This window comes from Pseudomonas sp. QD4, assembly GCF_049199125.1.
Taxonomy (GTDB): Bacteria; Pseudomonadota; Gammaproteobacteria; order Pseudomonadales; family Pseudomonadaceae; genus Aquipseudomonas.
Genome location: NZ_JBLZOM010000010.1, coordinates 1 through 24,622, shown reverse-complemented (window position 1 = coordinate 24,622; position 24,622 = coordinate 1). Strand labels below are relative to the sequence as shown.

Below are 24,622 nucleotides of genomic sequence, written 5' to 3'. Positions count from 1 at the left end.
CGTAAACTTCGCGTCCCACAAGCCGACCGCGGAGTCCCGGGTGAACTTCAACGATGCCAGTTTCGAAGAGCTGCTCAATGCCCTGCATGACGGTGTCTACATCACCGACGGCCAGGGCAAGACCCTCAAGGTCAACCAGGCCTACGAACGGCTGACCGGCTTGAGCGGCGCCGATTTGCTCGGGCGGCAGATGCAGGAACTGGTCAAGTCCGGGCTGATTTCCCAGTCCGCCTCGTTACGCGTGCTGCAGGACGGCAAGCCGACGTCGGTGATGCAGAGCCTGAGCCAGGGCAAAAAACTGTTGGTCAGTGCTACGCCGATCCTGGCGGCCGACCAGAGCATCCGCTACGTGGTCAGCACCGTGCGGGACATGACCGAACTGCTGCGCATGAAGCGCGAGCGCGACGAGTTGCAGCAGCTCAAGCAATTGCGCAACAGCACCGCCCGGTTGCACGCCGGCCAGCGCGACAACCTCCTGCAGTCACCCCTGATGGCCGACCAGGAAGTCTCCGGGCGGGTGTTCGCCCTGGCGCGGCAGGTGGCCGACTGCGATGTGAAGGTTTTGCTCCAGGGCGAGACCGGTGTCGGCAAGACCCTGGTGGCGCAGTACATCCACACTGCCAGCGGGCGCGCCCGCGAACCCTTCCTCGCCCTCAATTGCGGGGCCCTGCCGGAAAACCTGATCGAGGCCGAGCTGTTCGGCTACGCCCCGGGGGCCTTTACCGGTGCCGGCAGCAAGGGCAAGCGCGGGCTGCTGGAGTTGGCGCACAACGGCACGCTGTTTCTCGATGAAATCGGCGACCTGCCGCTGGCGGTGCAGGTCAAGCTGCTCAAGGTGATCGAGGAAAACCGCTTTATCCCGGTGGGCGGCCTGGAGCTCAAGGAAGTCGATGTGCGCATCATCAGCGCCACCCACCACGACCTCAAGCAACGGGTGGCCGAGGGCAAGTTCCGCGCCGACCTGTACTACCGGCTGAATGTGGTGCCGATCATGATTCCGGCATTGCGCGAGCGCAGCGAGGAGGTCGGGCCCTTGCTCGAGTACTACCTGCAGCACTTCAACCAGCGCTATCAGCGCCAGGCGCAATGGAGCCTGGAAGCCCTCGACTTGCTGGGGGAGTACGCCTGGCCGGGCAATATCCGCGAGCTGATCAACGTGGTCGAGCGTCTGGTGGTGACCTGCAGCAACCCCGTGATCGAAGCCCTGGACCTGCCCGAGGAAATCATCGATGTGCAGGCGCGCAACACCGATGACAGCCGCCTGCCGCTGCGCAAGGTGCTGGAGAACGCCGAGCGCCAGGCCATACGTTCAGCCTTGCAGCTGCACAAGACCACCCGCCTGGCGGCCAAGGCGCTGGGGGTGAGCCAGGCCACGGTGGTGCAGAAGATGAAGCGCTGGGAGCGCTCTGATTAGATTGCTGATCAAGGGCCGCCCGGTTGATTAGAAAACCAATCGCAAGTGCCCGGTCATTTGCCCCTCGCACCACGGCAGGCCTTGATCTACAAGGCCTGCGACATCTTGGCACAGCTTTCGCTCTATAGCGTTCGAGCCCTTCGGAGAGCCGCCCCTGCGCGGCTCTTGCCACAACAATTAATCAAGGCCGAGCTGATGAGTATTTCCGCGTTCAAAATTGCCAACAAACTGATTACCGGCCAAGGCGCCATCGAGCAGCTGGCCGGCGAACTCACGCGCCTCAAGATCAACCATCCGTTGATCGTCACCGACGCGATCCTGGTCAAGTCCGGCACCGTCGACCTGGCCCTGGCCCAGTTGGGCGGGCGCCAATATGGGATTTTCGATGAGGTCAAACCCGAGCCCGAGATCGCCATCGTCGAAGACTGTGCCCGGGCCTATCGGGCTGGAGCCCACGATGGCCTGATCGGCGTGGGCGGCGGCAGCGCCATCGATATCGCCAAGGCGGTGGCGGCTTATGTCGGTCATGACGGCCCGCTGGAGGCGCTGTTTGGCGTCGACCAGGTGCCGCGCAAGGGGCCGCCGCTGATTGCCATTCCAACCACGGCCGGCACCGGTTCCGAGGTCACCAATGTGGCGATCCTCTCCGACAAGGCGGCGCAACTGAAGAAAGGCATCGTCAGCGACTATCTGTTGCCGGACGTGGCCCTGGTCAGCCCGCAGATGACCTTGAGCTGCCCGCGCAGCGTAACCGCCGCCAGCGGGGTGGATGCCCTGGTGCATGCCATCGAGTCCTACCTGTCGGTGAATGCCTCGCCGATCACCGATTCCCTGGCCCTGGGGGCGATTCGCCTGATCGTCAAGGCGCTGCCCAAGGCCTACGCCAACCCGGCCAACCTGCACGCCCGGGAAGACATGGCCACCGCCAGCCTGATGGCCGGCATGGCCTTTGGCAATGCCGGGGTCGGCGCGGTGCATGCCCTGGCCTACCCGCTGGGCGGGCGTTTCAATATCGCCCACGGCGTGAGCAATGCCTTGCTGCTGCCCTATGTCATGGCCTGGAACAAAATGGCCTGCGTCGAGCGCTTTCGCGATATCGCCGACGCCATGGGCGTGCCCCTGGCAGGCCTGAGCGAGCAGCAGGCGGCCAGCCTGGCAGTGGAGGCGATGGCCGAGTTGTGCGCCGCCGTCGATATCCCCAGCGGCATGCGCAGCTTCGGCGTGCCCGAAGAGGCGATCCCGGCCATGGCCCAGGAAGCCGCCGGCATTGAGCGTCTGATGCGCAACAACCCGCGCAAGCTCAGCGCCGCCGATATCGAGCAGATCTACCGCGCCGCGTACTGATCGACCCACGCCCGTGGCGGTCCGTGCCGCTGCGGGCGGTTTTACACCGCAACCAATACCAATAAGACAGGTGCAGTTGATGCCAACCCCTTCCGATACGCGGCACGAGTCGCCGTACATACCCCTTGGCCCGTTCAAGGTGCGTTTGCCCTTTATCCACTACAAGTTCGAACTGCCGGATTACCTGCAGGGCCTGTTGATGTGCGCCGTCGACCTGGCGGCCATTCCGTTGATGACCGAATTTCTCGGCATGCCGTTCGAAATCGCCCTGGCCGTGGTGATGCTCAATGGCTTGCTGTACCTGGCCCACCACCTGCTGGGCGACCCCGTGGTGCCGGGCTGGATCACGCCGGCGGTGCCGTTGTTGATGGCCTACTGCTCGCAGTTCCCCATGGGCCCGGAGCGTGTCCATGCCTTGATTGCCTTTCAGTTGATGCTCGGGGTGTTTTCCATTGCCCTGGGGGCTACCGGCATGGCGCGCAAGGTGGTGGGGTTCGTGCCCTCGGCGATCAAGTCGGGGATCATCGTCGGCGCCGGCATCAGTGCGGTCACGGCTGTGTTCCAGGTGGGCGGCAAGTTCGACAGCCTGCCCTGGACCATTTCCATCGCCATCGGCATTGCCTTCTACCTGATCTTTTCCCAGCACTTTGCCCAGCTCAAGCTACGCAACCGCTTCTGGTGGAACTTCGCCAAGCTCGGCATCCTGCCGATCATTCTGTTGGCGGTGGTGATTGCGCCGCTGTTTGGCGAGGCGCCGTGGCCGACTATCCAATGGGGCTTCAGCAAGCCGGACTTCGTGGGCCTGTGGAGCAACTACACGGTGTTCGGCCTGGGCATGCCGCCGCTGTCGATGTTCATTACCGCGCTGCCGACCATGCTGGCGGTGTACATCATCGTGTTCGGCGACGTGCTCAGCGCCAAGGTGCTGCTGGACGAGGCCGAGCAGATCCGCAAGGACGAGAAGATCGACTATGACCCGGACCGCTCGCACCTGATCTTCGGTGGGCGTAACGCCTTCATGAGTATTTTTGGCCCGGACATCGCCATGTGCGGCCCGAAGTGGGCGGCGATGCTGGTAGTGGTCATCGAACGCTTCAAGGGCGGGCCCAAGGCCATGAAGTCGATCTATGGCGGCATGGGTTCGTTCCGCTGGGGCACCAATACCGGCTTGCTGTTGCTGCCGGTGGTGACCCTGGTGCAGCCGATTCTTGGCGTGGCCCTGGCCTTGACCTTGCTGATCCAGGGTTATGTCAGCGTGCGCCTGGGGATTCTCGAAGCGCGCAGCCAGCGTGACCTGGGCATTGCCGGGGTGATCGGCGCGGTCCTGGCGATCAAGGGCGCCAGCTGGGGGTTTGCGATTGGCGTGGTGCTGTGCCTGCTGATCTACGGCAAGAACTTCTTCAAGGGCGAAAACGACAAGACCTTCAGCAAGGACCTGAACAGCCCCGACGCGCCGCCAGCGCCCGCCGAGCCTGCGGCCACTGCAGCCACGGTGCAACGCCAGGCGGCCCGCGAATCGGTCTAGGTGATGGTGCGGTTCGCCCCGTTACCGGCATGGGCCGGCAGCAGGGCGAGCCGAACTGACAAACTCCGATCCCCAGCTACTCTTTGTGCCAGCTCCCATCGTTATAAGAGGCTGCGCCCATGAGTCTTTCCTCGTTCAAAATCGCTCACAAACTGCTCACCGGCGCTGGCGCCATCGAGCAGTTGTCCGCTGAACTGACCCGCCTGGATGTGGATAACCCGCTGATCGTCACCGATGCCGCACTGGTCAAGTCCGGCACGGTGCAGCTGGCGCTGGCGCAATTGGGTGAGCGCAGCTACGAAATCTTCGATCGGGTGCAACCGGACCCGGAAATCACCATCGTCGAAGACTGCATGCGGGTCTACCGCGAGGGTGGGCACGACGGCCTGATCGGCCTGGGCGGTGGCAGTGCGATTGATATCGCCAAAAGCGTCGCGGCGTACGCCGGTTATCACGGCGCCCTGGCGGACCTGTTTGGCGTGGACCAGGTACCGCGCAAGGGGCCACCGCTGATTGCGATCCCGACCACGGCCGGCACCGGTTCCGAAGTGACCAATGTGGCGATTCTTTCCGACAAGGCGGCGCAATTGAAGAAGGGCATCGTCAGTGACTACCTGCTGCCGGACGTGGCGCTGGTCAGCCCGCAGATGACCCTGACCTGCCCGCGCAGCGTGACCGCCGCCAGCGGGGTGGATGCGCTGGTGCATGCGGTCGAGTCCTATCTGTCGCTGAATGCGTCGCCGATCACCGACGCCCTGGCCATGGGGGCTATCAAACTGATCGCCAGGGCGCTGCCCAAGGCCTACGCCAACCCCGCCAACCAGCAGGCCCGCGAAGACATGGCCACTGCCAGCCTGATGGCCGGCATGGCGTTCGGCAATGCCGGGGTCGGTGCGGTGCATGCGTTGGCTTATCCACTGGGCGGGCGCTTCAATATCCCCCACGGCGTGAGCAACGCCTTGCTACTGCCCTATGTCATGACCTGGAACAAAATGGCCTGTGTCGAGCGTATGCAGGATATCGCCGAAGCCATGGGGGTGAAGACCGCCCACCTCAGCGCCCTGGAGGCTGCCGAGAGCGCGGTGGCGGCGATGACCCAATTGTGCGCGGCGGTGGAGATTCCCCTGGGGTTGCGCAGCTTCGGCGTGCCGCAAGAGGCGATCCCGGCCATGGCCCAGGAAGCGGCGGGCATCGAGCGTCTGATGCGCAATAATCCTCGCCAACTGAGCCCTGCCGATATCGAGAAGATCTATCGCGCAGCCTACTGATCATCGCAGCCACGGTGTGCGCCCCAAAGCATGAGGTATACAATGCGCGCCACCGTGATTCTGCTCAAAAAAGGTGCGTCATGCAGCCCTTCGTAATTGCTCCGTCGATTCTCTCCGCCGATTTCGCCCGCCTGGGTGAGGAAGTGGACAACGTTCTCGCCGCCGGCGCCGACTTCGTGCACTTCGATGTCATGGACAACCACTACGTGCCGAACCTGACGATCGGTCCGATGGTGTGCGCCGCCCTGCGCAAGTACGGCGTTACCGCGCCGATCGATGCGCACCTGATGGTCAGCCCGGTGGATCGCATCATCGGCGACTTCATCGAGGCCGGTGCGACCTACATCACCTTCCACCCGGAAGCCACGCTGCACATCGACCGCTCCCTGCAAATGATCCGCGAAGGCGGTTGCAAGGCGGGCCTGGTGTTCAACCCGGCCACCTCGCTGGATGCGCTCAAGTACGTGATGGACAAGGTCGACATGGTCCTGCTGATGAGCGTCAACCCGGGCTTCGGTGGGCAGAAGTTCATCCCCGGCACCCTCGACAAGCTGCGCGAAGCGCGGGCCTTGATCGATGCGTCCGGGCGCGACATCCGCCTGGAGATCGACGGCGGGGTCAACGTCAATAACATCCGTGAAATCGCCGCCGCTGGCGCTGACACCTTTGTGGCCGGCTCGGCGATCTTCAACACGCCGAACTATCAGGAAGTGATCGACAAGATGCGCTCCGAACTGGCGTTGGCTCGTCCATGAGCGGATTTGAGCAGTTGTTCCCCGGGCGCCTGCCACGGCTGGTGATGTTCGACCTCGATGGCACCCTGGTCGATTCGGTGCCTGACCTGGCGGCGGCCGTGGACGACATGCTGCTCAAACTGGGGCGCCCGCCCGCCGGCATCGAGTCGGTGCGCGAGTGGGTCGGCAACGGCGTGCAGATGCTGGTACGCCGGGCCCTGGCCAACAGCCTGGATCCCGAAGGCGTCGATGACGTCGAAGCCGAACACGCTCTGGAGCTGTTCAATGTGGCCTATGAGGATGGGCATGCGCTGACCGTGGTCTATCCCGGCGCGCGGGAAACCCTCAAGTGGCTGCACAAGCAGGGCGTGGAGATGGCGCTCATTACCAACAAGCCGGAGCGTTTTGTCGCGCCGCTGCTGGATCAGATGAAGATCGGCCGGTATTTCCGCTGGATCATCGGCGGCGATACCTTGCCGCAGAAGAAGCCTGACCCGGCGGCGCTGTTTTTCGTGATGAAAATGGCCAGCGTCCCGGCGTCGCAATCGCTGTTTGTCGGGGATTCGCGCAGTGATGTGCTGGCTGCCAAGGCCGCCGGGGTGAAGTGCGTGGCCCTGAGTTACGGCTACAACCATGGCCGGCCGATTGCCGAAGAGTCGCCAGCGCTGGTGATCGACGACCTGCGCCAGCTAATTCCCGGTTGCCTGGATCCTGCCGCTGAGATAACGTTGCCCGACGCTGTTCCATCCCCTCCTGGAAACTCCATCGTGGTGGTCACTCGCAAACTCTGGATGAAAGTCATCAAGGCCCTGGCCCGCTGGCGTTGGCGCGCCTGACTTTTTCTGGCCGGCTTCGCCGGCACGTTTGCATACCTGACTGTTAGACCCTCAAGCCACGAGGCACCTCATGATCCGTGAAGAATTCTTGCGTTTGGCCGCTGCCGGCTACAACCGCATTCCGCTTGCCTGCGAAACCCTGGCCGACTTCGATACACCACTGTCGATCTACCTGAAACTGGCCGACCAGCCCAACTCCTATCTGTTGGAGTCGGTGCAGGGCGGCGAGAAGTGGGGGCGTTACTCGATCATTGGCCTGCCGTGCCGCACCGTGTTGCGGGTGCATGACCACCAGGTCAGCGTGACCCACGACGGCGTCGAGATCGAAAGCCTCGAAGTGGCCGACCCGCTGGCCTTTGTCGAAGAATTCAAGGCGCGCTACAACGTGCCGACCATCGCCGGCCTGCCGCGTTTCAACGGCGGCCTGGTGGGGTATTTCGGTTATGACTGTGTGCGCTATGTGGAGCGGCGTCTGGGCAAGTGCCCGAACCCGGATCCGCTGGGGGTGCCGGACATTCTGCTGATGGTCTCCGATGCCGTGGTGGTGTTCGACAACCTGGCAGGCAAGATGCACGCGATCGTGCTGGCCGACCCGGCCCAGGACGATGCCTACGAGAAGGGCCAGGCGCGCCTGCAGGAATTGCTGGCGCAATTGCGTCAGCCGATCACGCCGCGTCGCGGCCTGGACTTCAGCCAGCAACAGGCGGCTGATCCGGTGTTCCGCTCCAGTTTTACCCAGGGCGACTACGAGCGTGCGGTCGACACCATCAAGGAATACATCCTGGCCGGTGACTGCATGCAGGTGGTGCCGTCGCAACGCATGTCCATCGACTTCACGTCGGCGCCGATCGATCTGTATCGCGCGCTGCGCTGCTTCAACCCGACGCCTTATATGTACTTCTTCAATTTCGGCGATTTCCACGTGGTGGGCAGTTCGCCGGAAGTGCTGGTGCGGGTCGAAGACAACCTGATCACTGTGCGACCGATTGCCGGCACCCGCCCGCGTGGCGCCACTGAAGAGGCGGACCTGGCGCTGGAAGAGGACCTGCTGTCTGACGACAAGGAAATCGCCGAGCACCTGATGCTGATCGACCTGGGCCGCAACGACACCGGTCGGGTATCCGAGATCGGTTCGGTGAAACTCACCGAGAAGATGGTGATCGAGCGCTACTCCAACGTGATGCACATTGTTTCCAACGTCACCGGCCAGTTGAAAGCCGGGCTGACCGCCATGGATGCGCTGCGGGCGATTCTGCCGGCGGGCACCTTGTCCGGGGCGCCGAAGATTCGCGCGATGGAAATCATCGACGAACTGGAGCCGGTCAAGCGTGGCGTCTATGGTGGCGCAGTGGGTTATTTCGCCTGGAACGGCAACATGGACACCGCGATTGCGATTCGCACGGCGGTGATCAAGGACGGCGAACTGCATGTTCAAGCCGGGGGCGGCATTGTCGCCGACTCGGTGCCGGCATTGGAGTGGGAAGAGACGCTGAACAAGCGCCGCGCGATGTTTCGCGCCGTTGCGCTCGCTGCACAATCCCCCGCGTCCGATGCCTGAGGAGCTTTTACTATGTTGCTGATGATCGATAATTACGACTCCTTCACCTATAACGTCGTGCAGTACCTCGGCGAGTTGGGGGCGCAAGTCAAAGTGGTGCGCAACGACGAGCTGACCGTGGCGCAGATTGAAGCGCTCAAGCCTGAGCGGATCGTGGTATCTCCCGGCCCGTGCACGCCGACCGAGGCCGGTGTGTCCATCGAGGCCATCAAGTATTTCGCCGGCAAGCTGCCGATTCTCGGCGTGTGCCTGGGTCACCAGTCCATCGGCCAGGCCTTTGGTGGCGACGTGGTACGGGCCCGGCAAGTGATGCACGGCAAGACCAGCCCGGTGTTCCACAAGGATCAGGGTGTTTTCCGCGGCCTGAACAATCCGCTGACCGTAACCCGCTACCACTCGCTGGTGGTCAAGCGCGAAACCTTGCCCGACTGCCTGGAACTGACTGCCTGGACGCAGCTGGAAGACGGCTCCGTCGACGAGATCATGGGGTTGCGCCACAAGACGCTGAATATCGAGGGTGTGCAATTTCACCCCGAGTCTATTCTCACCGAGCAGGGCCACGAGCTGTTCGCCAATTTTCTTAAACAGAGCGGCGGCACGCGCTAAGGACTTTCCATGGATATCAAGACTGCCCTGAGCCGTATCGTCGGCCATCTGGACCTGAGCACGGACGAAATGCGCGATGTCATGCGCGAAATCATGACCGGTCAATGCACCGATGCGCAGATTGGCGCCTTCATGATGGCCATGCGCATGAAAAGCGAGAGCATCGACGAAATTGTCGGCGCGGTCTCGGTCATGCGTGAGCTGGCAGACAAGGTCGAACTGAAAACCCTCGACGGCGTGGTCGACGTGGTCGGCACTGGCGGCGATGGGGCGAATATCTTCAACGTCTCCACTGCGTCTTCGTTTGTGGTCGCCGCCGCCGGTTGCACCGTGGCCAAGCACGGTAATCGTGCAGTTTCCGGCAAGAGCGGCAGTGCCGACCTGCTGGAAGCGGCCGGGATCTACCTGAACCTGACCCCGGTCCAGGTGGCGCGCTGCATCGATAACGTCGGTATCGGCTTTATGTTCGCCCAGTCGCACCACGGTGCGATGAAGCACGCCGCCGGGCCGCGCCGCGACCTGGGGCTGCGTACCTTGTTCAATATGCTCGGCCCGCTTACGAATCCGGCCGGGGTCAAGCACCAGGTGGTCGGGGTGTTCAGCCAGGCCTTGTGCCGTCCGTTGGCCGAAGTCTTGCAGCGTCTGGGCAGCAAGCATGTGCTGGTGGTGCATTCCCAGGATGGCCTGGATGAGTTCAGCCTGGCCGCGCCGACCTTTGTCGCGGAGCTGAAAAACGATGCCATCACCGAGTATTGGGTCCAGCCCGAAGACTTGGGCATGAAGAGCCAGAGCCTGTTCGGCCTGGTGGTCGAAAGCCCTGCGGCGTCGCTTGAGTTGATCCGCGACGCGCTCGGCCGGCGCAAGACCGAACATGGGCAGAAAGCAGCGGAGATGATCGTGCTCAATGCCGGCGCCGCGCTGTATGCCGCCGACCATGCCAGCAGCCTCAAAGAGGGCGTTGCCCTGGCCCACGATGCGTTGCACACCGGCCTGGCCCGGGAGAAGCTCGAGGAACTGGGTGCCTTTACCGCGGTATTCAAGCAGGAGAATGAGGGATGAGTGTGCCGACGGTTCTGGAAGCGATTCTTGCCCGCAAGGTGCAGGAAGTTGCCGAGCGTAGCGCGCGGGTCAGCCTGGCTGAACTCGAAGGCCTGGCTCGGGCTGCTGATGCACCCCGTGGTTTCGCCAAGGCCCTGCTGGCGCAGGCCAAGCTCAAGCAGCCAGCGGTGATTGCCGAGATCAAGAAAGCCTCGCCGAGCAAGGGCGTGATCCGCGAAAACTTCGTGCCGGCGGATATCGCCAAGAGCTACGAGAAGGGCGGGGCGACCTGTTTGTCGGTGCTGACCGATATCGACTACTTCCAGGGCGCCGATGCCTACCTGCAGCAGGCCCGTGCGGCCTGCAAGCTGCCGGTAATCCGTAAGGACTTCATGATCGATCCGTATCAGATCATTGAGGCCCGCGCCCTGGGCGCCGATTGCGTGTTGCTGATCGTGGCGGCCCTGGACGACGGGAAAATGGCCGAACTGGCCGCCGTCGCCAAAAGCGTGGGCCTGGATGTACTGGTCGAAGTGCACGACGGTGACGAACTGGAGCGCGCGCTGAAGACCCTCGACACGCCCTTGGTCGGCGTCAACAACCGCAACCTGCACACCTTTGACGTCAGCCTGGAAACCACCCTCGACCTGCTGCCGCGTATTCCCCGCGATCGCCTGGTGATCACCGAGAGCGGCATTCTCAACCGCGCCGATGTGGAGCTGATGGAAATCAGCGACGTTTATTCGTTCCTGGTTGGCGAAGCGTTCATGCGCGCCGAAAGCCCGGGCGCGGAGTTGCAGCGTCTGTTCTTCCCGGAGCGTGGCCTGCCGGTGACCGGCTCCACGCTGGATTGAACCTGACCCCATGAAGAAGCCGGCGATGCCGGCTTTTTTATAGCCATCGCCAAGGAAGTTCTACTGCCATGACTCAGCCCGTTGCCTTGACTGTCGAAGCCGGCCTGCAAGCCGAACAGGACCTGCTGGCGCGTATCTGTGCCGGCGATGAAGATTTTGGCCTGCTGTTCTGGCGGCCGAGCGATAAAGCCCTGGTCATGCCCCGTCGTCTGAGTCGACTGGCGGATTTCGAACAGGCCTGCACGTCGGTGGCGGCCACCGGCTGGCCGGTGCTGCTGCGTGAGACCGGCGGCGAACCGGTGCCCCAATCGGCCGCGACGGTGAATATCGCCCTGGTCTATGCGCCGCCGCGCAGCGAAGGGGATCAGAGTCGGATCGAAACCGCCTACCGCCGGCTGTGCCAGCCGATCTGCGACCTGCTGAGCGAGCTGGGCGGTACGCCTTCGCTGGGGGAGGTGGACGGCGCCTTCTGCGATGGACGTTTCAACGTCAATCTGGATGGCCGCAAGCTGGTGGGCACGGCGCAACGCTGGCGCCAGAGCCGGGGCGGGCAGCGCCCGGTGGGGTTGGTGCATGGTGCGCTGCTGCTGGATAACGAGCGTGAGTCGATGGTCGCCGCGGTCAATTGCTTCAATCAGGCCTGTGGCCTGGAGCAGCGCTGTCGCGCCCAGAGTCATATCGCGCTGCATGAGGCCTTTGCCGCTCCTCAGGCCATGGAGCGCCTGGAGACCCTGTATCGGCAGATGCTGGCGCAGGTATTCGCCGCTTAACGGGTGCCGAACACCACCATGGTCTTGCCTTTGACGCTCACCAGGTTGCGCTCTTCGAGGTCCTTGAGCACCCGACCGACCATCTCCCGCGAACAGCCGACGATGCGCCCGATCTCTTGCCGGGTGACCTTGATCTGCATGCCATCGGGGTGAGTCATGGCGTCCGGCTGCTTGCACAACTCCAGCAGGCAGCGGGCAACCCGCCCCGTGACATCGAAGAAGGCCAGGTCGCCGACCTTGCGGGTGGTGTTGCGCAAGCGCTGGGCGATTTGCCCGCTGAGCACGTACAGAATGTCCGGGTCGACCTGGGACAGCTCACGGAACTTGGCGTAGCTGATTTCCGCCACCTCGCACTCGACCTTGGCCCGGACCCATGCGCTGCGTTGTTGCTCGTGTCCGGCCTGCTCGAACAGCCCCAGCTCACCGAAAAAATCCCCGGAGTTGAGGTAGGCGATGATCATTTCCCGTCCGTCATCGTCTTCGATGAGGATGGTGACCGAGCCCTTGATGATGAAGAACAGCGTGTCCGACGCATCGCCCGCGCAAATGATATTGCTCTTGGCCTGATAGCGACGGCGCTGACAGTGCATCAGCAGCTTGTCGAGGTTCTTGATCTTGGGGGTGGGGGCAATAGCAACCATGGTTGTATCCCGAAAAGACTACACGGTGGTGTTTTGGTTTTCTTATGAGGCCTGTTGCCGGGCCATTTCAAGCTGGCGATGCGCCATTGATTTGGCGCCAGCTTAACAGACGGATCTCGCTCAAATTAAGATATTTCCGAGTGACAGCCGCGGGTGCCGATGAATCGTCAGCACGCTGCCGTTTCAGGCCCCTGTGCTAAGCTGGCGACCCTTTTTTAGCAGTGGAGTCTTGGCCATGAAGGCACGCATCCAATGGGCAGGCGAAGCCATGTTCCTCGGTGAATCGGGCAGTGGGCATGTGGTGGTAATGGATGGCCCGCCGGAAGCCGGTGGCCGCAACCTGGGCGTTCGCCCTATGGAAATGCTCCTGCTCGGCGTGGGCGGTTGCAGTAACTTCGATGTGGTCAGCATTCTCAAGAAGTCTCGGCAGGCCGTTGAAAGCTGCGAAGCCTTCCTCGAAGCCGAGCGCGCCACCGAAGACCCCAAGGTGTTTACCAAGATCCACATGCACTTTGTGGTCAAGGGCCGCGGGCTCAAGGAAGCCCAGGTCAAGCGCGCCATCGAGCTGTCGGCCGAAAAGTATTGCTCGGCATCGATCATGCTTGGCGCTGCCGGCGTAGCCATTACTCACGATTACGAAATCGTCGAGCTGGCTTGAATCGACATTCAACTATCATAAAAGCGGCGCAGACTCTGGCGATCACTGGCTGAGGTCTGCATAATGCGCCACTTTTTTCAGGGCAGTGATCGGTTAATCAACAGGTCACGCGCCCGAACAGACAACCAAAATCGCCATCGCGAAGAGGTGTTAACCGTCCTACGCAGCTGCGTCGTTCGCATCTGACGGGCATGCTTGATCACGCGGCCGTGCCGCAATACACAGAGAGTTTTCAAACGGTGAAAAGCAAACTCAAGCTCCATGGGTTCAATAACCTGACAAAGACCTTGAGCTTCAACATCTATGACATCTGCTATGCGGAAACCCCGCAGGACCAGCAGGCCTATGTCGAATACATCAACCAGATGTACGACGCGGAACGCCTGACGCAGATCCTCACGGAAGTTGTCGATATCATTGGTGCCAATATCCTGAACATCGCCCGTCAGGATTACGATCCCCAAGGTGCCAGCGTGACCATTCTGATCTCGGAAGAGCCGGTAACGCCTACCGAGAGCCAGATCGAAGAGTCCCCAGGCCCGTTGCCTGAAATTATCCTGGCCCACCTCGACAAGAGCCACATCACGGTGCACACCTACCCGGAGATCCATCCGGTGGACGGTATTGCAACTTTCCGTGTGGATATCGATGTGTCGACTTGCGGGGTCATTTCACCGCTTAAAGCCCTCAACTTCCTCATTCACCAGTTCGAGTCGGACATCGTGACCGTGGATTACCGCGTGCGGGGTTTCACCCGTGACGTCGAAGGCAAGAAGCACTTCATCGACCACGAGATCAACTCGATCCAGAACTACTTGTCCGAAGACACCCGCGACGGTTACCAGATGACCGATGTGAATGTGTACCAGGAGAATATGTTCCACACCAAAATGCTGCTGAAGAACTTCGAACTGGATAACTACCTGTTCGGCGACGCCACCAGCAACCTGTCCACCGAGCAGCGTGCCCAGGTGACAGAGCGTGTGAAGCACGAAATGCTGGAAATCTTCTACGCGCGCAACATGCCGAGCTGATTTTCAGGCAAAAGAAAGGGCGCTGAGATAGCGCCCTTTTTTGTGCCTGCGATTTACCGCATCAGATGCGGTAGGTGCTCTTGGTCATGACCTTGGCCAAGAGGCTCATGCCGAACTTTACCGGTGCCGGGAAGCGGAAACCGCCGGCCTCCAGTGCGCTTTGGGCATGGTGTTCTTCGTCGGTACGCATTTGTTGCAGGATCGCCCGGGACTTTTCGTCCTCGGCCGGCAATTGCTCCAGGTGTTCATTCAAGTGCTTGCACACCTGGTCTTCGGTGGCAGCCACGAAACCCAGGCTGACCTTGTCGCTGATCAAGCCGGCGACCGCGCCGATACCGAACGAAAGGCCGTAGAACAGCGGGTTGAGCACACTGGGGTGGCTGCCCAACTGGCGAATGCGTTGTTCACACCAGGCCAGGTGGTCGATTTCCTCTTCGGCGGCGTGCTCCATGGCCTCGCGCACCTGGGGCAACTTGGCGGTCAGGGCCTGGCCCTGATACAGCGCCTGGGCGCAGACCTCGCCGGTATGGTTGATCCGCATCAGGCCCGCGACGTGGCGGGTGTCTTCTTCAGTCATCTGCGCATCGGGCTGCACAATGGCTGGCGAAGGGCGATAAGGCTGGCCACTGAAGGGCAGCAGGGTGCGCATGGCCGTATCGGCTTGCAGCAGCAGACGGTCAATCGGCGAGTAGTGACGTTGGGTAGTCATGCTTACCTCCGGGAAAAATCACGGCGGCCAGTTTACCCCAATCGATGGGACGAAACCTGCGCTGGATCAGCGCACCCTCGCCTGAAACAGGCTGAGAGTGCACCGCAAAACGGCCAGATAGAGCGATCAGCCCGGAGGCCAGTTCATCTGGCGCTGGCCAAGTACGTGCATGTGAATGTGATAGACGGTTTGCCCGCCCAGCTCATTGCAGTTCATGACCACGCGGAAACCATCTTCACAGCCCAGCTCCTTGGCCAGGCGCTGAGCGGTGAACAGAATGTGGCCGGCCAGGGCCTTATCGTCCTCGGTGAGGTCGTTGAGGGTGCGCACCGGTTTCTTCGGGATCACCAGAAAGTGCACTGGCGCTTGCGGAGCAATGTCGTGGAAGGCCAGGACCTGGTCGTCCTCGTAAATGATCTTCGCGGGTATTTCTCTGTTGATGATCTTGGTGAACAGAGTATCCACAGCTGTTTCTCCATTGGGTGGGTCCGGGCTGAGTGTACTCAGGCGACCTGCGTGCGCCCAGCCATTTACGTGATGCCTAGCGCGGGCAATAGGCCCTGTTGGCGTAGCCGACCAGCTTGCGCGTCAGCCAGCGTGAGCCCAGGCGGCTGCTGAATGCCATCCAGCGGTTCAGGCGGCCGGGAATGATGATCGCGCGATTCTTTTCCATGGCGCGCACGGCATAGAGTGCAACTTCCTCGGGGCTCATCAGCAATTTGCTGGCTTGCAGCTTTTCAGCGTTCAGTTGGGCGGTGCGAAAGAACGCGGTGCGTGTCGGGCCGGGGCAGAGCACCGAAACCTTGACCGCGCAGTTTTTCAACTCTTCGCGCAAGCCTTCGGAAAAGTGCAGGACGTAAGCCTTGCTCGCGTAGTAGGTGCTCATCCAGGGGCCGGGATAAAAGGCGGCGACTGAAGCGACATTGAGAATCTGCCCGCCGCCCAGCAAGGCCATGCTGTTGCCCAGGGCATGGCACAGGCGGGTCAGGGCCAGGATGTTGACTTCAATCAGGTCCTGTTCGGTCATCCAGTCCTGTGCCAGGAATGGGCCGCTGGTACCCATGCCGGCGCAATTGACCAGCAGATCGATCTGCCGATCGCCTTCTTCGAGCTCCAGCAGAAAGCCCGAGAGACGCAGTGGCTCGCCCAGGTCGCACGCGCGAAACAGCACCTCGACGCCAAAGCGCTGGGTCAGTTCAAGGGCGATACTTTCCAACTGATCACGCTGACGGGCCACCAGAATCAGGTTGCGCCCGCGCCGGGCCAGTGCTTCCGCCAAGGCCAGGCCTATGCCGCTGGAAGCGCCAGTGATCAGAGCGTAACGGGTCATGCAGTTCTCCATCGCAACGGCCAATGGCCCGCGACAGAGAGGTCGCAGGCTCAGGTACGTTTATTCTTCTTCATAGTCTACAGCGGGTGAGGCCGCTTCGGCCGCGTCTTCATCGCCGGTTGCGTTCTGGCTTTCGCTGTAGCTGGAGCTGCTTTCGCTGTACTCACTGAGCGAACTCAGGCCGCCTGCCACGCCGGCAACGATGATCAGGGCGATCAACGCCACCCACATCCACGCCAATGCTTTTACGGCTGTGGTGTTTGGCGGTGGTGGCGGGCCGTAACGGTTGGCGATGTTGCTACCGGGGCTGACGACCAGGACCAGTGGGAAGAAGCTGCCCACGATGGGCACAAAGTTGATCAGCCAGAGCCAGCCGGACCAGCCCAGGTCATGCAGACGCTGAACACTGATCTGGATGCTGACCACCACGAAGGCCACGAACAGCACAATCGCGACCAGGGCACCAAACCCCATGGCCAACCCTGAAGACTCCGCGGACATCAGGCTGGCAAAGCCGATCAGGGCGCCGATCCCGACCACCACCATCATCGCCACGGTCAGTACCAGGGTCCAGGCCAGGTAGCGCAGGCGGCCGATACGGCCCTGGATGCTGAAGACCTTGAGCTCGGAAAACTCTGGCAGCACTTCACCCACGGTGGCCCGGGGTGGAGCGTAGGGCGATTCAGGATTGCTGGCCGCGATCGGGGCCGCAACGGGGGGCGTGTGTTCGACGTGCGCAAGGTTCAGGTCCAGGGCTTGTTCAGCCTCAATGCGCGCAGCGATCCCGGTGTTGTGCAGGGCTTCGAGGTAGCGGTCGGCATCGGTTTGGGACAGTTCGCGCTTGAGTACCACCGGCTGGCCGCCGAACAGGGGTTCGATTGCGGCAATGTCGCTCTTGAACAGCTCGGCGAGCTTTTGCTGAGCGCTGTTTTTTTCGACACCGGGTAACAGGGCGCCATCGAAAACAATCTTGAAGCGGGGTTCGCTCATAGGGGCATCCTTGTCATCTGAAATGAAGGCTTACATAAAGGTCAGCAGTTTAAGGCCAGCTACCCGTGGCTGGCTAACAAACCTCAGACATTTCAGCGTGGCCAACGTTTCGGCAGTTGGCTCGCCTGCTCAAGCGCCTGGCGGTACTCGGCATCCAGGCGTGCAATCAATTGGTCGACACTGGGCAGATCGTGGATCTCGCCTACCCCTTGACCCGCAGACCACACGGTTTTCCAGGCTTTGGCCTCGTCGCTGACGGGTTTGAGCTTGGAGCCGAAGTTGACCTCGCCCTTGCCTTGCAGAGCGGCGAGGTCGAAACCTGCATTCTCCAGGCTCTGACGCATAAAACTGGCGGGAACCCCGGACACCGCGGCGGTGTGCACGATATCGGCGGCTCGGGAGCTCAGCAGCATCTCTTTATAGGCATCCGGGGCGTGGCTTTCCGTGGTGCCGATGAAACGGGTGCCGAAGTAAGCCAGGTCCGCGCCTAGCATCTGTGCGGCGAGCACCTCGTGGCCGTGGTTCAAGCAGCCGGCGAGCAACAGGGTCTTGTCGAAGAACTGGCGGATCTCGGCGATCAGCGAGAAGGGACTCCAGGTGCCGGCGTGGCCCCCCGCGCCGGCGGCCACTGCAATGAGTCCGTCGACCCCGGCCTCGGCTGCCTTCTCCGCATGGCGACGCGTGGTGACGTCATGGAACACCAGGCCACCATAGCTGTGCACCGCATCGACCAATTCCTTCACGGCGCCCAGGCTGGTAATGACGATCGGCACCTTGTGCTCGATGCAAATCTCCAGGTCGGCCTGCAATCTCGGGTTGCTGTTATGCACGATCAGGTTGACGGCATAGGGCGCGGGATTTTCCAGTGTCGCCAGCCCCGCTTCGATTTCCTCGAGCCAGGCCTTGAACCCGCTGCTTTCACGCTGGTTCAGTGCCGGAAAGCTGCCGACCACGCCATTACGACAGCAAGCCAGGACCAATTGCGGGTTGGAAATCAGGAACATGGGCGCCACGACCACAGGCAGGCGCAGGCGTTGTTCGAGCAGAGCAGGCAGCGACATTGGAAGTACCCCGGTTAATGACGTCTGTAGAGGTTAGAACGGTCGTACAACAACCAAAATTACAATAGCCAGCAATATCAGAACGGGTACTTCATTGAACCAGCGATAAAAGACATGGCTGCGGGTGTTTTCGCCACGGGCAAAACGTTTCACTTGCGCGCCGCACATGTGGTGGTAGCCGATCAGGATCACCACCAGGGTCAACTTGGCGTGCATCCAGCCACCCTGGCCGAAGTAGGCGCTGGGGTTGAGGCTCAGCAGCCAGATGCCGAACACCAGGGTCGCGACCATCGCCGGGCCCATGATCCCGCGATACAGCTTGCGCTCCATGAGGCTGAAGCGCTCCTTGCTCACGGTGTCCTCGCTTTGGGCGTGGTAGACAAACAGTCGTGGCAGATAAAACAGGCCGGCAAACCAGCAGACCACACTGACGATATGAAAAGCTTTGAGCCATAGATAAAGCATTTTTAGTTATTCCCAGGTTCACGGTAGGCGAGATAGTAGAGGGTAGAGCGTCCGCACGTCACCTTGACGGTTGTCGCAGGGCAGGGCGCGCCCTATCATCGACGGCTTTCCAGTGGGTTCGTTGAGGGCAGGTATATGGTCAAGGTCGGTATCGTCGGCGGCACGGGTTACACCGGTGTCGAATTGCTGCGTCTATTGGCACAGCACCCGCAGGCGCAAGTGGAAGTCATTACTTCGCGATCCGAGGCCGGGCTGGCTGTAGCCGATCTGTACCCCAACCTGCGAGGCCACTATGACGGCCTGGAATTCAGCGTGCCGGATATCAACACCCTGGGCGCCTGCGACGTAGTGTTTTTCGCGACGCCCCATGGCGTAGCCCACGCGCTGGCCGGTGAGTTGCTGGCGGCCGGGACCAAGGTCATCGATCTGTCGGCCGATTTCCGTCTGCAGGATGCCGAGGAGTGGGCCAAGTGGTACGGCCAGCCCCACGGTGCGCCTGAGTTGCTGGGCGAAGCGGTCTACGGCCTGCCGGAAGTCAATCGCGAGCAGATCAGGAACGCCCGCCTGATTGCTGTACCAGGTTGCTATCCGACGGCGACCCAGCTGGGTTTCCTGCCGTTGCTGGAATCCGGCCTTGCCGATAGCTCCCGCCTGATTGCCGACTGCAAATCCGGGGTCAGCGGTGCCGGTCGCGGCGCCAGCGTTGGTTCCCTGTATTCAGAAACCTCGGAAAGCATGAAAGCCTACGCCGTCAAAGGCCATCGCCACCTGCCGGAAATTCGCCAGGGCCTGCGCCGGGCAGCAGGCCAGGATGTGGGCCTGACGTTTGTCCCGCACCTGACGCCGATGATTCGCGGCATTCACTCCACGCTTTATGCAACCGTGGTCGACAGGTCGGTCGATTTGCAGGCACTGTTCGAAAAGCGCTATGCCAGCGAGCCTTTCGTGGATGTGATGCCCGCGGGCAGCCACCCGGAAACGCGCAGTGTGCGCGGCGCCAACGTCTGCCGGATTGCCGTGCATCGGCCGCAGGACGGCGACCTGGTGGTGGTGTTGTCGGTGATCGATAACCTGGTCAAGGGCGCATCCGGCCAGGCAGTGCAGAACCTCAACATCATGTTCGGTCTGGATGAGCGTTTGGGCCTGTCCCACGCCGGCATGTTGCCGTAACTGCACAGGGCATCCAGGCGGTCGGCTTATAGCTGCAGGCTTGCCGCTGCTCCGCTAATAGTTGACCGCTTTTCTAGGAGAAGCGGATAATGCCCGTCATCACGCATTATGGCGGCGTAACGCCGGGAGATAGTCAGCATGAGCGTCGAATCCTTCACCCCCACGGCTTTGCAATTCACCCACGGTGCTGCGCACAAGGTGAAGAGCCTGGTCGATGAAGAGGGTAATGATCGCTTGAAGCTGCGCGTATTCGTTACGGGCGGCGGTTGTTCAGGGTTTCAATACGGTTTCACTTTCGATGAGGAAGTGGCCGATGACGACACCATCGTCGAGCGCGAAGGTGTGAGTCTGGTGGTTGATCCGATGAGTTTCCAATACCTGGCGGGTGCCGAGGTGGATTACCAGGAAGGTCTGGAGGGCTCGCGTTTCGTGATCAAGAACCCGAATGCCAGCACCACCTGTGGTTGCGGTTCATCGTTCTCGATCTGATCCGATTCAAGATTTCACTCAACGCCGCATAGCTTCAAGGCCTTGCGGCGTTTTGCTGTCTGGCGATCAGGCCGGGTAGATCGCGCCCAGTACTCGCAGGCCATGGGCGCCAGTGACGCTCGGTCGGTTGGCGGCAATACCCTCAAGACAGCAATGAGCCAGCCAGGCGAAAGCCATGGCCTCGACCCAATCCGGGTCTACGCCATGGGTCGCGGTACTGGCCACCTTGCTGTGAGGGAGCAACTGGGCCAGGCGGCTCATCAGGGCGGAGTTGTGAGCACCGCCGCCGCAGACCAGCAGCTCCTGAGTGGCCGGCTGGGCGGCTTGCAGTGACTCGGCGATGGTCAGCGCGGTGAGTTCGAGCAGGGTTGCTTGAACGTTTTCCGGCGCAAAGGCTGGCAATGTGGCGAGATGCTGTTGCAACCATGGCAGATTGAACACTTCGCGGCCGGTACTTTTTGGGCCCTGGGTGGCAAAGAAAGGATCGCTCAATAGCGTCTTCAGCAAGCTGGCTTCGACGTTGCCGCTGGCAGCCCATCTGCCGTCCCGGTCAAAGTTATCCCCACGCTGGGAGTGGATCCACGCATCCAGCAGCACGTTGCCTGGGCCGCAGTCGAATCCGGCCACCGGCTTGTCGCGTTCTATCAGGCTCAGGTTGCTGAAGCCGCCCACATTCAGCACCGCACGCTGGCCGGCGCGCTGCTCGAACAGTGCTTCGTGAAAGGCCGGGACTAGCGGGGCGCCTTGCCCGCCTGCAGCCACGTCGCGGCTACGAAAGTCGCTGACTACGGTGATCCCGGTCAGCTCTGTCAGCAGCGCCGGGTTACCGATCTGCACCGTAAACCCCCGAGCGGGTTCGTGGCGAATGGTTTGCCCATGGCTGCCAATCGCTCGAATGCTGTCGGGTTTCAATTGCTGCTTTTCGAGAAGACTGTGAATGCCCTGTGCGGCCAGCCGGACCCAGTGTTGTTGGGCGATGGCTGAACGGGCAATCTCATCGGGGCCGCTGGCGCACAAAGCCAAGAGCTCGGCGCGCAGGGATTCAGGCATGGGGATGTAATGGGTGGCGAGCAGTTTGATCGCCGGGCTCTGTTCAATCAGTGCGATGTCCAGGCCATCAAGGCTGGTTCCGGACATCACACCTATATAGAGCACCATGGCTTAGCGTTTGCTCGAGGCCAGCATGGTGGCCCGTTCCTGATCCATGCGCGCCATCAGCGGCTGGCTCTGTTGCAGGAAGCGCGCGCGTTCTGCTTTTGCAATTGGGTCGGCCATTGGCAGCTTCTGGCCCAGCGGGTCGACGTGGACACCGTTGACCTGGAACTCATAGTGCAGGTGCGGGCCAGTGGATAGACCGGTAGTACCGATATAGCCAATGATTTGGCCCTGCTTGACGTTTCCGCCGGTCTGCACGCCCTTGGCGAAACCTTGCATGTGGCCGTACAGCGTGCGGTAGGTATTGCCGTGCTGGATGATCACCGTATTACCGTAGCCGCCGCGGCGACCGGCCAGCAATACCTTGCCATCACCTGCGGCCTTGATTGGTGTGCCGCGTGGTGCCGCGTAATCAACGCCCTTGTGAGCGCGGATCTTGTTCAGGATCGGATGCTTGCGCCCCATGGAAAAGCGCGAGCTGATGCGTGCGAAGTCCACTGGGGTGCGGATGAACGCTTTGCGCATGCTATTGCCATCAGCGGTGTAGTAGCTGCTGGTGCCTTGCTTGTTGGTGTAGCGCACTGCGGTGTAGGTCTTGCCGCGGTTGGTGAAACGAGCAGAAAGAATGTTGCCGGTACCGACCGTCTTGCCGTTGATCACTTTCTGCTCATAGATCACGTCGAATTCGTCGCCCTGGCGAATGTCCTGGGCAAAGTCGATGTCGTAGCCAAACACGTTGGCCATGTCCATGGTCATGTTGTGGGACAGGCCTGCGCGGGCCGCCGACTGGGACAGCGAGCTGTTGATCACGCCATGTACATAAGCCGAACGCACAACCGGTTTGGTGATGACGCGATTGAAGGCATAACCCTTGGGGCCTTTGGTCAGGGTGATGCTTTCGAGGTCACTGACTTTGCTGTGCAGGTTGTTCAGCTGGCCGTCTGGGCTCAGTTCGAACTCCAGTTTCTGGCCGTGCTTGAGTTGGGTGAATTGCTTGGCCTGTTTGTCGCTGGTCAGCAGTTCATGCACCGATGAGGTGGGCAGGCCTACTTTTTCGAACAGCGTGGAAAGCGTATCGCCTTTGCTAACGATGACTTCTCTATGGCCCGGCGCCTTCGGCTCTTCTGCCGCGACTGGAGCGGGCTCGGCCTCAGCGGTTTGCGCGGTGTCTTCAGCGGTGTTTTCAATCTGTGCAAAAGGCGAAGCGACGGCTTCATTTGTGGCTTGGACGGCGTCGGCAGCGTCTTGATCTTGTGTCAGTTGTTCTGCTGGACTTTCCAGGTCAAGACTCAGGGTTGTTCGTTTGGCTTCTACATCACTGGAAGGGAATACCAGGAGAGCCAGGCTGAGGAGGGCGGCGATACCACTTGCTGCGAGCAGGTGGGTCTTCGGATAAAGCGGCGGCGCTTTAGACGGTTCTGTGGTCATAGGTAATTTGACTTTGAAAAGATGAATTGGAAAAGATGAATGACATGATGAAGATGAAATAACTGTATAAAATATAACCAAATCATCTGTGACGCAAGCTCGCGGACACTCTGCTCGTGCAATGGCCTCCGCGCGCGGGGCAAAACTTGTAATTAGTCCGTGATCTTGTATGGTTGGTTCCCTTTGAATCTGAGCCTTACGGGTCTGTTATGAAGTCGGTTGAAGAGCAGCTAGCGCTGATCAAACGTGGTGCGGAAGAAGTATTGGTCGAGTCCGAGCTGATCGAGAAGCTCAAGCGCGGTCAGCCGCTGCGTATTAAAGCTGGCTTCGATCCGACTGCGCCGGATTTGCACTTGGGTCATACCGTGCTTATTAATAAGCTGCGTCAGTTCCAGGATCTGGGTCACCAGGTGATCTTCCTGATTGGCGACTTCACCGGCATGATCGGCGATCCGAGTGGCAAGAGCGCAACGCGTCCTCCTTTGACCCGTGAGCAGGTTCTCGATAACGCCGAGACTTATAAAAGTCAGGTCTTCAAGATTCTAGATCCGGCCAAAACCGAAGTGGCTTTCAACTCCACATGGATGGACAAGATGGGGCCGGCGGATTTCATTCGCCTGACTTCTCAGTACACCGTAGCTCGCATGCTTGAGCGCGATGACTTCGACAAGCGCTACTCGACCAATCAACCCATTGCGATTCACGAGTTTCTCTACCCGCTGGTTCAGGGGTATGACTCGGTGGCATTGCGTGCCGACGTCGAACTGGGCGGTACCGATCAGAAGTTCAATCTGCTGATGGGGCGTGAGCTGCAGCGTGGTTATGGTCAGGAGGCTCAGTGCATCCTGACCATGCCGTTGCTCGAGGGGCTGGATGGCGTCAAGAAGATGTCCAAGTCGCTGGGTAACTATGTCGGTATCCAGGAAGCGCCGGGTGTTATGTACAGCAAGCTGGTCTCCATTCCAGATGCGCTGATGTGGCGTTACTTTGAGCTGCTCAGCTTCCGCACGATGGAAGAGATCCTTTCCTTTAAGGCGGACGTTGAAGCGGGCGCTAATCCTCGGGATATCAAGATCAAACTGGCGGAAGAGATCGTTGCGCGCTTCCATGGCGAAGAGGCTGCGGTGAGCGCTCATCGCGGCGCGGGCAATCGCATGAAGGATGGCGAGCTGCCGGATGATCTGCCAGAGGTCGAACTGGTTGCAGCCGAGGATATGCCGATCGCGGCTGTCCTTAATAAGGCGGGCCTGGTGAAGAACTCTGCTGTGGCGCGGGATCTTCTCGGCTCGGGTGGCGTGCGTATAGATGGTGAGGTGGTTAATCGCACCTTTATATATAAGCTGGGCGCGACTCATGTTTGCCAAGCCGGCAAGAAGGCATTTGCACGAATTACCCTCAAATCTGAATAAAGCTGAAAATAGGGGTTGACGGCAGATTCTGGAAGTCTATAATTCGCCCCACTTCCGGCGCAGTCGAAACGGAAAACTCCTTGGTAAACAAAGAGTTACGCGGTTTTCGACAGTGAGCTGCTTCAGGTCATCGAAG

General features: G+C 60.9%; 25 protein-coding genes. 16 read left to right on the top strand and 9 right to left on the bottom strand.

Features of this window, described 5'->3' with window-relative positions; genetic code table 11:
- Positions 1–40 precede the first annotated feature (40 nt).
- The 11 genes from ACOZJV_RS32485 (at position 41) to ACOZJV_RS32435 (ending at position 11,947) form a co-directional block, all read left to right on the top strand.
- Positions 41–1,414 (top strand): sigma-54 interaction domain-containing protein, encoded by a 1,374-nt coding sequence (locus tag ACOZJV_RS32485; protein WP_421549390.1) that lies wholly within the window; start codon positions 41–43, stop codon positions 1,412–1,414.
- Positions 1,415–1,609: 195 nt separating this feature from the next.
- Positions 1,610–2,758 carry an iron-containing alcohol dehydrogenase gene (locus tag ACOZJV_RS32480; RefSeq protein ID WP_421549389.1) on the top strand — a complete coding sequence of 383 codons (1,149 nt, stop codon included), beginning with the start codon at positions 1,610–1,612 and terminating at the stop codon, positions 2,756–2,758.
- 79 nt (positions 2,759–2,837) lie between these two features.
- Entirely contained in the window at positions 2,838–4,283 is a 1,446-nt protein-coding gene (locus ACOZJV_RS32475) for a hypothetical protein (protein WP_421549388.1), read from the top strand.
- Between the two features lie 119 nt (positions 4,284–4,402).
- Positions 4,403–5,551 carry an iron-containing alcohol dehydrogenase gene (locus ACOZJV_RS32470; RefSeq protein ID WP_201128264.1) on the top strand — a complete coding sequence of 383 codons (1,149 nt, stop codon included), beginning with the start codon at positions 4,403–4,405 and terminating at the stop codon, positions 5,549–5,551.
- A gap of 80 nt (positions 5,552–5,631) precedes the next feature.
- Positions 5,632–6,306 (top strand): ribulose-phosphate 3-epimerase, encoded by a 675-nt coding sequence (gene rpe, locus ACOZJV_RS32465; RefSeq protein ID WP_078472890.1) that lies wholly within the window; start codon positions 5,632–5,634, stop codon positions 6,304–6,306.
- Entirely contained in the window at positions 6,303–7,121 is an 819-nt protein-coding gene (locus ACOZJV_RS32460; protein ID WP_078472891.1) for a phosphoglycolate phosphatase, read from the top strand. Before rpe ends, ACOZJV_RS32460 begins: the two co-directional genes overlap by 4 nt.
- A 70-nt stretch (positions 7,122–7,191) precedes the next feature.
- The gene (gene trpE / locus ACOZJV_RS32455) at positions 7,192–8,679 is read left to right on the top strand and encodes an anthranilate synthase component I (RefSeq protein ID WP_078472892.1); all 1,488 of its coding nucleotides are present in this window, start codon (positions 7,192–7,194) and stop codon (positions 8,677–8,679) included.
- Between the two features lie 12 nt (positions 8,680–8,691).
- Positions 8,692–9,285: an aminodeoxychorismate/anthranilate synthase component II gene (locus ACOZJV_RS32450; RefSeq protein WP_020295487.1), complete on the top strand. Its 594-nt coding sequence runs from the start codon at positions 8,692–8,694 to the stop codon at positions 9,283–9,285.
- A 9-nt stretch (positions 9,286–9,294) separates the two neighbouring features.
- Positions 9,295–10,344, top strand: a complete 1,050-nt coding sequence (trpD, locus tag ACOZJV_RS32445; RefSeq protein ID WP_020295488.1) for an anthranilate phosphoribosyltransferase — start codon at positions 9,295–9,297, stop codon at positions 10,342–10,344.
- On the top strand, positions 10,341–11,177 hold the full coding sequence (gene trpC / locus ACOZJV_RS32440; RefSeq protein ID WP_078472893.1) for an indole-3-glycerol phosphate synthase TrpC: 837 nt from the start codon (positions 10,341–10,343) through the stop codon (positions 11,175–11,177). Before trpD ends, trpC begins: the two co-directional genes overlap by 4 nt.
- 68 nt (positions 11,178–11,245) lie before the next feature.
- A complete protein-coding gene (locus ACOZJV_RS32435; RefSeq protein WP_421549387.1) occupies positions 11,246–11,947 on the top strand; it encodes a lipoate--protein ligase family protein in 702 nt (233 codons plus the stop codon).
- On the opposite strand, the gene crp is transcribed toward ACOZJV_RS32435, so the two are convergent.
- A complete protein-coding gene (crp, locus tag ACOZJV_RS32430) occupies positions 11,944–12,588 on the bottom strand; it encodes a cAMP-activated global transcriptional regulator CRP (RefSeq protein ID WP_020295491.1) in 645 nt (214 codons plus the stop codon). The genes ACOZJV_RS32435 and crp overlap by 4 nt on opposite strands.
- A gap of 235 nt (positions 12,589–12,823) precedes the next feature.
- Here crp and ACOZJV_RS32425 point away from each other — a divergent pair, with 235 nt between their 5' ends.
- Together ACOZJV_RS32425 and speD are read left to right on the top strand one after the other, a co-directional pair.
- Positions 12,824–13,246: an OsmC family protein gene (locus ACOZJV_RS32425; RefSeq protein ID WP_421549386.1), complete on the top strand. Its 423-nt coding sequence runs from the start codon at positions 12,824–12,826 to the stop codon at positions 13,244–13,246.
- 239 nt (positions 13,247–13,485) lie between these two features.
- Complete coding sequence (speD, locus tag ACOZJV_RS32420) at positions 13,486–14,280, top strand: adenosylmethionine decarboxylase (RefSeq protein ID WP_020295493.1); 795 nt, start codon at positions 13,486–13,488, stop codon at positions 14,278–14,280.
- A gap of 61 nt (positions 14,281–14,341) precedes the next feature.
- Here speD and coq7 read toward each other — a convergent pair whose 3' ends face one another.
- The 6 genes from coq7 to hemJ all read right to left on the bottom strand — a co-directional run bounded on the left by coq7 (position 14,342) and on the right by hemJ (position 18,835).
- Positions 14,342–14,989, bottom strand: coding sequence for a 2-polyprenyl-3-methyl-6-methoxy-1,4-benzoquinone monooxygenase (coq7, locus tag ACOZJV_RS32415; protein ID WP_078472895.1), 648 nt, complete (start codon positions 14,987–14,989; stop codon positions 14,342–14,344).
- Positions 14,990–15,115: 126 nt separating this feature from the next.
- Positions 15,116–15,454, bottom strand: coding sequence for a histidine triad nucleotide-binding protein (locus tag ACOZJV_RS32410; protein WP_020295495.1), 339 nt, complete (start codon positions 15,452–15,454; stop codon positions 15,116–15,118).
- A 76-nt stretch (positions 15,455–15,530) separates the two neighbouring features.
- The gene (locus ACOZJV_RS32405) at positions 15,531–16,319 is read right to left on the bottom strand and encodes an SDR family NAD(P)-dependent oxidoreductase (RefSeq protein ID WP_020295496.1); all 789 of its coding nucleotides are present in this window, start codon (positions 16,317–16,319) and stop codon (positions 15,531–15,533) included.
- 60 nt (positions 16,320–16,379) lie between these two features.
- Positions 16,380–17,309 (bottom strand): DUF805 domain-containing protein, encoded by a 930-nt coding sequence (locus ACOZJV_RS32400; RefSeq protein ID WP_421549385.1) that lies wholly within the window; start codon positions 17,307–17,309, stop codon positions 16,380–16,382.
- 92 nt (positions 17,310–17,401) lie between these two features.
- On the bottom strand, positions 17,402–18,370 hold the full coding sequence (locus tag ACOZJV_RS32395; protein ID WP_201128258.1) for an NAD(P)H-dependent flavin oxidoreductase: 969 nt from the start codon (positions 18,368–18,370) through the stop codon (positions 17,402–17,404).
- 33 nt (positions 18,371–18,403) lie between these two features.
- Positions 18,404–18,835, bottom strand: coding sequence for a protoporphyrinogen oxidase HemJ (hemJ, locus tag ACOZJV_RS32390; RefSeq protein ID WP_078472898.1), 432 nt, complete (start codon positions 18,833–18,835; stop codon positions 18,404–18,406).
- Positions 18,836–18,970: 135 nt separating this feature from the next.
- Between hemJ and argC the strand changes: the two genes are divergently transcribed.
- Positions 18,971–20,005 (top strand): N-acetyl-gamma-glutamyl-phosphate reductase, encoded by a 1,035-nt coding sequence (gene argC / locus ACOZJV_RS32385; RefSeq protein WP_421549384.1) that lies wholly within the window; start codon positions 18,971–18,973, stop codon positions 20,003–20,005.
- A 138-nt stretch (positions 20,006–20,143) separates the two neighbouring features.
- A complete protein-coding gene (erpA, locus tag ACOZJV_RS32380) occupies positions 20,144–20,494 on the top strand; it encodes an iron-sulfur cluster insertion protein ErpA (protein ID WP_007947969.1) in 351 nt (116 codons plus the stop codon).
- A 66-nt stretch (positions 20,495–20,560) separates the two neighbouring features.
- On the opposite strand, the gene ACOZJV_RS32375 is transcribed toward erpA, so the two are convergent.
- Both ACOZJV_RS32375 and ACOZJV_RS32370 read right to left on the bottom strand, forming a co-directional pair.
- A complete protein-coding gene (locus ACOZJV_RS32375) occupies positions 20,561–21,652 on the bottom strand; it encodes an anhydro-N-acetylmuramic acid kinase (RefSeq protein ID WP_421549383.1) in 1,092 nt (363 codons plus the stop codon).
- Between the two features lie 3 nt (positions 21,653–21,655).
- Entirely contained in the window at positions 21,656–23,077 is a 1,422-nt protein-coding gene (locus ACOZJV_RS32370; RefSeq protein WP_421549435.1) for a peptidoglycan DD-metalloendopeptidase family protein, read from the bottom strand.
- A 209-nt stretch (positions 23,078–23,286) separates the two neighbouring features.
- Here ACOZJV_RS32370 and tyrS point away from each other — a divergent pair, with 209 nt between their 5' ends.
- Positions 23,287–24,486, top strand: a complete 1,200-nt coding sequence (tyrS, locus tag ACOZJV_RS32365) for a tyrosine--tRNA ligase (RefSeq protein ID WP_421549382.1) — start codon at positions 23,287–23,289, stop codon at positions 24,484–24,486.
- The last annotated feature ends 136 nt before the right edge of the window (positions 24,487–24,622 follow it).